Origin of the sequence: Rhizobium sp. AQ_MP, from assembly GCF_014237835.1 — a bacterium.
Taxonomy (GTDB): Bacteria; Pseudomonadota; Alphaproteobacteria; order Rhizobiales; family Rhizobiaceae; genus Allorhizobium.
The window spans coordinates 1-6783 of record NZ_JACJVI010000041.1 but is presented as its reverse complement, the minus strand read 5'-3'; the positions used below and the strand labels follow the sequence as shown (position 1 = coordinate 6783).

General features: G+C 57.4%; 8 protein-coding genes. 3 read left to right on the top strand and 5 right to left on the bottom strand.

Annotated elements, in window-relative coordinates:
- Both H6M51_RS24060 and H6M51_RS24055 read left to right on the top strand, forming a co-directional pair.
- Nucleotides 1–400 (top strand): nitrate reductase cytochrome c-type subunit (locus H6M51_RS24060; protein WP_185812292.1); only part of this gene is annotated, 400 nt, incomplete at its 5' end.
- 2 nt (nucleotides 401–402) lie between these two features.
- Nucleotides 403–1113: a NapC/NirT family cytochrome c gene (locus tag H6M51_RS24055; RefSeq protein WP_185812291.1), complete on the top strand. Its 711-nt coding sequence runs from the start codon at nucleotides 403–405 to the stop codon at nucleotides 1111–1113.
- 98 nt (nucleotides 1114–1211) lie between these two features.
- On the opposite strand, the gene H6M51_RS24050 is transcribed toward H6M51_RS24055, so the two are convergent.
- The 4 genes from H6M51_RS24050 to nirK form a co-directional block, all read right to left on the bottom strand.
- Complete coding sequence (locus H6M51_RS24050) at nucleotides 1212–1652, bottom strand: pseudoazurin (RefSeq protein WP_407073614.1); 441 nt, start codon at nucleotides 1650–1652, stop codon at nucleotides 1212–1214.
- 96 nt (nucleotides 1653–1748) lie between these two features.
- Entirely contained in the window at nucleotides 1749–2447 is a 699-nt protein-coding gene (locus H6M51_RS24045; RefSeq protein WP_185812294.1) for a Crp/Fnr family transcriptional regulator, read from the bottom strand.
- Nucleotides 2448–2544: 97 nt separating this feature from the next.
- Entirely contained in the window at nucleotides 2545–3441 is an 897-nt protein-coding gene (locus H6M51_RS24040; RefSeq protein WP_185812290.1) for an SUMF1/EgtB/PvdO family nonheme iron enzyme, read from the bottom strand.
- A gap of 69 nt (nucleotides 3442–3510) precedes the next feature.
- Nucleotides 3511–4650, bottom strand: coding sequence for a copper-containing nitrite reductase (nirK, locus tag H6M51_RS24035; RefSeq protein WP_185812289.1), 1140 nt, complete (start codon nucleotides 4648–4650; stop codon nucleotides 3511–3513).
- Nucleotides 4651–4805: 155 nt separating this feature from the next.
- Here nirK and H6M51_RS24030 point away from each other — a divergent pair, with 155 nt between their 5' ends.
- Nucleotides 4806–6122 (top strand): NnrS family protein, encoded by a 1317-nt coding sequence (locus tag H6M51_RS24030; RefSeq protein WP_185812288.1) that lies wholly within the window; start codon nucleotides 4806–4808, stop codon nucleotides 6120–6122.
- Here H6M51_RS24030 and H6M51_RS25010 read toward each other — a convergent pair.
- Nucleotides 6086–6783 (bottom strand): DUF2249 domain-containing protein (locus H6M51_RS25010; RefSeq protein ID WP_348644574.1); only part of this gene is annotated, 698 nt, incomplete at its 5' end. The genes H6M51_RS24030 and H6M51_RS25010 overlap by 37 nt on opposite strands.

The window sequence follows — 6783 nt, the reverse complement described above, 5'->3', positions numbered from 1 at the left end:
TGCACAATCAGTTCCGCAACTGTCCGGCCCACCCCAACAGATGGAAAGCATTCCGGCAAAGCCCCTGCCGAAATGGAATGTGGATGACGTACGCAAGATGCGCGCCTATCCGGACCAGCCTCCCGTCATTCCACACTCGATCGAAGGCTACCAACTATCGGTCAATACCAACCGATGTCTCTCCTGCCACAAGCGCGAGTTCACGGAAGGGTCCGGTGCGCCCATGATCAGCGTGACCCATTACATCACGCGGGAGGGACAGATGTTGGCAGACGTTTCGCCAAGACGGTACTTCTGCACAGCCTGTCACGTCCCCCAAGCAGAGACCAGCCCCTTGGTCGGCAACACCTTCCGCGACATGAGCGACATGGGGGTCAAGCTAATGGGCGAGGAGCACTAAAGATGCAGAGGCTCCGCAATCTGCTTTCATGGACATGGCGCGTACTAACGACACCAGCGGCAACGCTGAGCCTCGCTTTCCTGACGCTGGGCGGCTTTGTCGGTGGCGTAATGTTCTGGGGTGCGTTCAACACGGCTCTCGAGCTAACCAACACAGAAGAGTTCTGCGTCAGTTGTCATGAAATGAAGACCAACGTGTATGAGGAGATGACGAGGACGGTACATTTCTCCAACCGCTCCGGTGTCAGGGCATCCTGCCCTGACTGCCACGTGCCCCATGAATGGACGGACAAGATTGCCCGGAAGATGCAAGCCTCCAAGGAAGTCTGGGGCAAGATCTTCGGAACGATCAATACTCGTCAGAAATTCTTGGATGAGAGACTGCGGCTGGCCCAGCATGAATGGGCAAGATTGAAGGCCAATGACAGTCTCGAGTGCAGGAACTGCCATTCCTCGGTCGCCATGGACCTGTCGAAACAGACGGAGCGTGCGGCGGAAATCCACACTCGTTATCTCCTGAACGGCAAGGCAACGTGCATCGACTGCCACAAGGGCATTGCCCACGAGCTTCCGAACATGCAGGGAATCGATCCCGGCTGGAGGATGCCGGAAGAGCTCGAGGGCGAAGAACTTCCCACTGCATCGCCAGTCGACGAGCTACGTAATGCAATCGACCGCGCGCATAGCGGCCTGCTGGCAGATGGCGGGATCTGATCCCTATGATCACCGACCCCTGAAGCAGAATACAGACAGTAACGCCGCCAGGGTCAGTTCTCCAGGCGGCGTCAGCCGAGCAACATGAATGGCAGCTATTACTGGGCCGAAGCGACAGCTGCATCAATCCGTTCGCGCGCCTTCTTCGGCAGCTTGGCTGCGTTGAAGGCGTCAAGGTTGGCGGCCGGAGCATCACCAACCAGGATGGCAGCGACCATGCCCATGCCAACATGCGGCGCGCATTTCACGCCATAGAGTCCGGGAACGTCAAAGGTCACCTTGATTGTCTCGTTCATCTTGCCCTTGAACTCTGCCGCGCCGTCCGGAATCATACCCTTGATGGCTTCGGCATTGTGGCTCTTGTCGGTGGCGACGAAGGTGACGGTGTCGCCGGGAGCAATCTTCAGGCCGGCCGGTTCAAAGACCATGGCACCCTCGGCGCCCTTGTTCAGCATCTTGACTTCGAAATCGGCAGCGATCGAGAGAGCCGGGGCCGAAAGCAAGAGAACGGCTGCCATGGTTACACTACGCAGTTTCATTTTCATCTCCTTAGACGGAAACACCTCGTTCCGTTGCAAAAGAGATAGGCTAGGATGAACGAGCCTTCTTTGCGCAATATCAACTATGAGAAGGCTTCATCGTTCGGGGAGAGAATCCGCCAGCGATGCCAATTCGGCCATATCGCGCACAAGGAGTTTCTGCCGACCACCTTCGATCAGGCCCCTGCTCTCCCAGGAACTGAAGATGCGCGAGACCGTATGAATTGTCGTTCCGGTCATCTCTGCAATATCCTGCCTTGAGATCGGAAAATCGATCCGTATCCCTTTGGCCTCTAAGCGTCCCGCCTTTTGAGCTAGCCGCAAAACGGTATGTGCCACTCTCTTCTCGACTTCTTGCGTGGACATTTCGCGAATCCGAACATGCGCCTCCTCAAGCCGTTGCCCGATCGTCTCCATCGCACTGACAGCGAGCCTTGGATTCCGCTCCACGAACTTTGGCCACATCTCCGTTGGCCAGGACAGAACGATACTTTCGGCAGCAGCAAGGGCTGTTCCCGGATAATCTTGTCGCTGAAGCGCCTTGGCAAACCCGAAAAGGTCACCGGGATGCACCACGCGCACGATGATCTGTTGACCGGCGCTGGTGACCTGGGTGACCTTGAGGCGGCCATGCAGGAGGAGAAAGAAATAGGAGGCAGGCTGGCCCTGCTCAAACACGGACTCGCCGATCGGCAATCGCTTCGTCTGAGCGGGAACCAGCAGCGCGTCCAACTCGTCATCCGTCATCTTGTCGAACAATGACAAGGACTTGATGATTGTCCGATCAAGCTTCAAAACATTTCCCTCTCCCGCCACCAGCGCATATTTTCCAGGGCCCGACGAGCCCATCGTGGCGGTATTGGCGAGTATCCAATTCGAGGGCTAGCCTATCTCACAAGGCACCGATCGAAAAGAGCAAAGGAGCATACCAGCGACGATCTTCGACCAGCCGGAAACCGACATGGTCAGGGGGAACTCCAACAGAGCAGCCACCGCTTTTTGGGTCGCGGATGAACGAGCTCAAGGGCGATCTGTGTTTGCCAGCGGTGATGTAGACGCCGCAGGCTTCGGTTGTGACCTCCTGCCCTTGCCTGACGAGGTCGACACGTCGATTGCAGGTCGTCGTCCACTCCCAGATATTGCCGGCAAAATCGGCAAGGCCATACTCGTTCTCGCCGAAACTGCCATAGGCGAGCGGTGCCGGTTCCTTGGATCTCTTGCGAGCCGCCTCGCGCTCATAGTCGGCAAGCCAACGCAATGCCGGGTTGCGATTGTCCGGGTCGATACCGAGGGCGTCGTCCGGAAACTTCTGACCAGCGGCAAAGGCCAACTCCACGTCACTTGGCAGTCGCCAGATTCCGCCGCTCTTTTTCGAAAACCACCGGGCAAACATTGTCGCGTCGTCGTGGCTGACGCCGGTTACCGGCATGTCAGAGCGCGATGGAGTGGCCGACTCCCGGGCAGGGCACGCCCCATCAGCAACGCACCCATCATAGTCAAAAGTGCTGACCTGGTACTTCATGATCGTGAGAGGAGCCGTCATCTCATAATCGGCCTTTGGCCCGTCGACGGCATATCCAGCGCGGTAAAATTCGCCGGGCTTACGGTATTGGAAGCTGCCGGGAGCAATAGTGATGGTTTGAGGCGATGGCATTCCTGCGCCGTCACCCAGCCGCACGATGCCCGATTGAAACGCGACGGCGGTAGACAGAGCGCTGATGAGTAGAAGTGGTAGCAGCACCGAGCCGATCGAATTGGGCTGCCAGCGATTGAGAACGGCGCCGGACATGACGATTTCCAACGATTTGAAGAAGAGGTTTACGGGGGTGCTCGATGAGTACCCCCGTATTCTTGAAGATCAGCTTCCCGGCTTGACCACGGCGGTCATCAGATCGTCGTTCCAATCTCCGGTGACCTTGAAGTGGGCGGCCGCTCCCTTTTCGAAGGCTTCGATCAGGTTGTGGTTGACATAGGCGTAAATGCCGGGCTGCTGGAAGGTGTAGTAGGCAGCACCCGCAGCACCACCCGGGATAAACCAGGTTTCCTGGTCGAGTTCTGGCGGGTTGGCGAACTTGCCAGTTGCCCAGACATAGTCGCCATGGCCACCGATCAGATGCGGACGGGTGTCACGATTGGCCTGCGAATGCAGGATCAAGACCCGGTCACCAACTTCCGCCGTCATCGCGTTGTCGCCTGTCAGCGCTCCGACCGCGCCGTTGAAGACGATGTGGCTCGGGGTCAGCGTGTTCATCACTTCGAGCACATCCGAATAGGCGTCGCCGGCACTCTCGTACTTCTTGTAATTGCCGTCGGCATCCTTGGGGACATAGAAGTCCTGCTCGCCGACATAATATACCTTGTCATAAGGAAGATCATTGCCCTTATGGTCTTTCAGGCCCTCGCGCGGCAAGACCGTGATCGCGCCATTCATGCCGGCTGTCACGTGCCAGGGCACCATTCCGGGAGGTGCGCAATGGTAGACAAAAACGCCCGCCTTCGTCGCCTTGAACCGCAAGACGGCCGTCTCGCCCGGATTGACCAAGGTCAGGGCACCGCCGCCAAGCGCACCGGTTGCCGAATGGAAGTCGATATTGTGCTGCAGGCTGTTGGTGTCGGGGTTGATCAGGGTCACCTCGACATAGTCACCTTCATGGACGACCATCATCGGGCCGGGAACCGAGCCGTTGAAGGTCATAGCATGGACCTCGGTGCCTGCATCATCGACAATGATTTTCTTCTCTTCAATGGTCAGCGTGAATTCGACGACCTTCGGGCCGCCCTCGGCCTTTTGGCTATGCGCATGGACGAAGGGCGGCGCGACGAGATCGACCTTCACCCGTTCAAGCTTGGCGATGTCACCGGCAACGGCGGCCGCATTGGTATTGATGTCGCCACCTTCGGCGCGTGCCACAGTCCCTGTGAGAACGGGGATAAGTGCAGTTGCAAAGGCAGCCCCGGCAAGCATTGTTCTTCTGGTCAAATTCAGGTTCTGGTTCATGATCTTCTGTCCTTGTCATGCAGTGAGCGTTTCGCCCGAACTGTTGAGACTGTTTTACTTCATGGCGCCCACTTTTATTTGCTCTGGAACAAAGAACTCATGGGGGAGAGTGCGTCATTGAGCCGCCGACCAAACAATAGAATTGTCGGCGCCCTTTGATCGAGATCAATTACTTTGCTTGGAAAGCGTTGCGCGGAAACGATCGATTATTTTGGAGAGCTGTTTTTATGAATGATAAAGAACGACTGACGCGTGGCGGGATCCCGCGGGGCCTAGGGCGCGACGGCCTCGTCCTTCTGTCCTATGGGTTCCGGCCTTTTTATCTCGGGGCGTCTCTATGGGCCATCGCGGCCGTCACAATCTGGATTTGCGCGATGAACGGCTGGCTTGAGGTGGCGCAAGTCTACGGCCAATCCGCCTGGCATGCGCATGAATTGCTATTCGGCTTCATGCCAGCGGTCCTCGTCGGATATTTGATGACAACAGTTCCAAACTGGACTGGTCGCTTTCCCCTGTCCGGTAGCCCGCTTGGAGGACTTGCCTTCATCTGGACCGCGGGTCGCATTTCGATGCTGATCATCGCAGATACATCGGCTTTCATCACCCTCCTGATCGACTGGATCTTCCTTCCACTCTTCGCCTATTTTTGCTCAAGGGAGGTCTGGGTCGCCAAGCGGATTGCGGATGCGAAGCCAATCCTTTGCCTCACGTCTCTCGCTTTGATCAATGCCGGGTTCCACATCGCGGCCATGAACGGAGGAGATGTGGGGGGCTGGGCGCGGGCAAGCCTTTCCGTCTATGTCCTGTTGATCACGGCGACCGCCAGCAAGCTCATCCCGAGCTTTACAAACAACTGGCTTGCCCAGGCAGGCAGGCCACGCCTCGCGCCAGCAAATCGCATGATTGATCGTCTTGTCCTGATCGCCACTCTCCTTGCAGCGATGATCTGGATTTTTGAACCGTTTGGCCCACTTACGGCCATCATGGCAGTCGTCGCAGCCAGCTTGCATCTGGTGCGCGCAGCAAGATGGTTCAGGCCAATCATCGGGCGATCGTCGATGATCGCAGCCATGCAGGTGTCGTACTTCCTGATTGCTGTCGGGCTAATGGGGATTGCAGCAACCGCGCTTGGCATGCTTGGCCCGCTCACTGCAATTCATCTTCTGGCCATCGGGGCCGTGACGGGAATGATGCTTGCAATCATGATGCGTTCAATCAGGCTTCATACCGGTCGAAATGAGAAATTCTCCTGGTGCCAGCGGCTGTCCGTTCCATGCCTGCTCATCGCGGCAAGCTTGCGCATAACAGCCGATTTCAGTCCCGGATACTATTCGCCGTTCATATCTGCGTCCGGCCTGTTCTGGATTGCCGCCTTTGTCCTCTTTCTTGGCGACAATGCAGGCCTCCTATGCCACGTTCAGCGGCAAGGCGCTCGTCAGCCTTCCTCGCCAACGCGGATCAACATGCGATAGGCACGCTTTGACGCATCGAGATTGCCAACCCATTGGTGACCGCGCTTTTCCAGCTCCGCGCCGAGAAAGCGCGATTCCTCTGAAAACACCGCGAAAAGCACTTCGCCCGGCTCCATGAGCTCGATCAGCGAGAGAACTTTTTCCATGGGGGCCGGAGGTTGCTGTTCTGTCAGGTCGATCCGCCACAATGGATCGGGCCAGGCCGCCGCTTCCTCTGCACCGATCGAATGGAGAACTTCTGCAGAAATGTCCGGCACCGGGATGAACAAAACCTCCCACTCGCCGCCATCCAACTCCTTGAGTTCGGCCGAGTAGCCGCGGCGCGCCATGACACTCAACAGCGGCATCGGGCGAAAGGTTGCAAGCAGGCGCAAGCCTTCCCCTGGCTTCAACGACTGAACCGCATCCATGATCGCAGGAAATGGCTCGCCTCCGTCACGAAGGATGGGCCGCACGTCGAGTTCTTTGAAACTGGCTGTTGTCGACACTTGACCTCCCAATTTAGACTTCACCTGTCCGATCACGACGAATGTGTATGGGAGCGACCGCTGTCGACCGATCGCTCCCAGACATTTTAATGACCGCCACCGCAGTTGCAGTTGCAGCCTTCGTGCTTCTTCCGGCGAATGCGGACTTCCCATATCTCCGGACCACGGGAAAG

Coding starts and splice junctions, on each gene's coding strand:
- H6M51_RS24055 (WP_185812291.1), top strand. CDS start 403: ATGCAGAGGCTCCGCAATCTGCTTTCATGGACATGGCGCGTACTAACG.
- H6M51_RS24050 (WP_407073614.1), bottom strand. CDS start 1,652: ATGAAACTGCGTAGTGTAACCATGGCAGCCGTTCTCTTGCTTTCGGCC.
- H6M51_RS24040 (WP_185812290.1), bottom strand. CDS start 3,441: ATGTCCGGCGCCGTTCTCAATCGCTGGCAGCCCAATTCGATCGGCTCG.
- nirK (WP_185812289.1), bottom strand. CDS start 4,650: ATGAACCAGAACCTGAATTTGACCAGAAGAACAATGCTTGCCGGGGCT.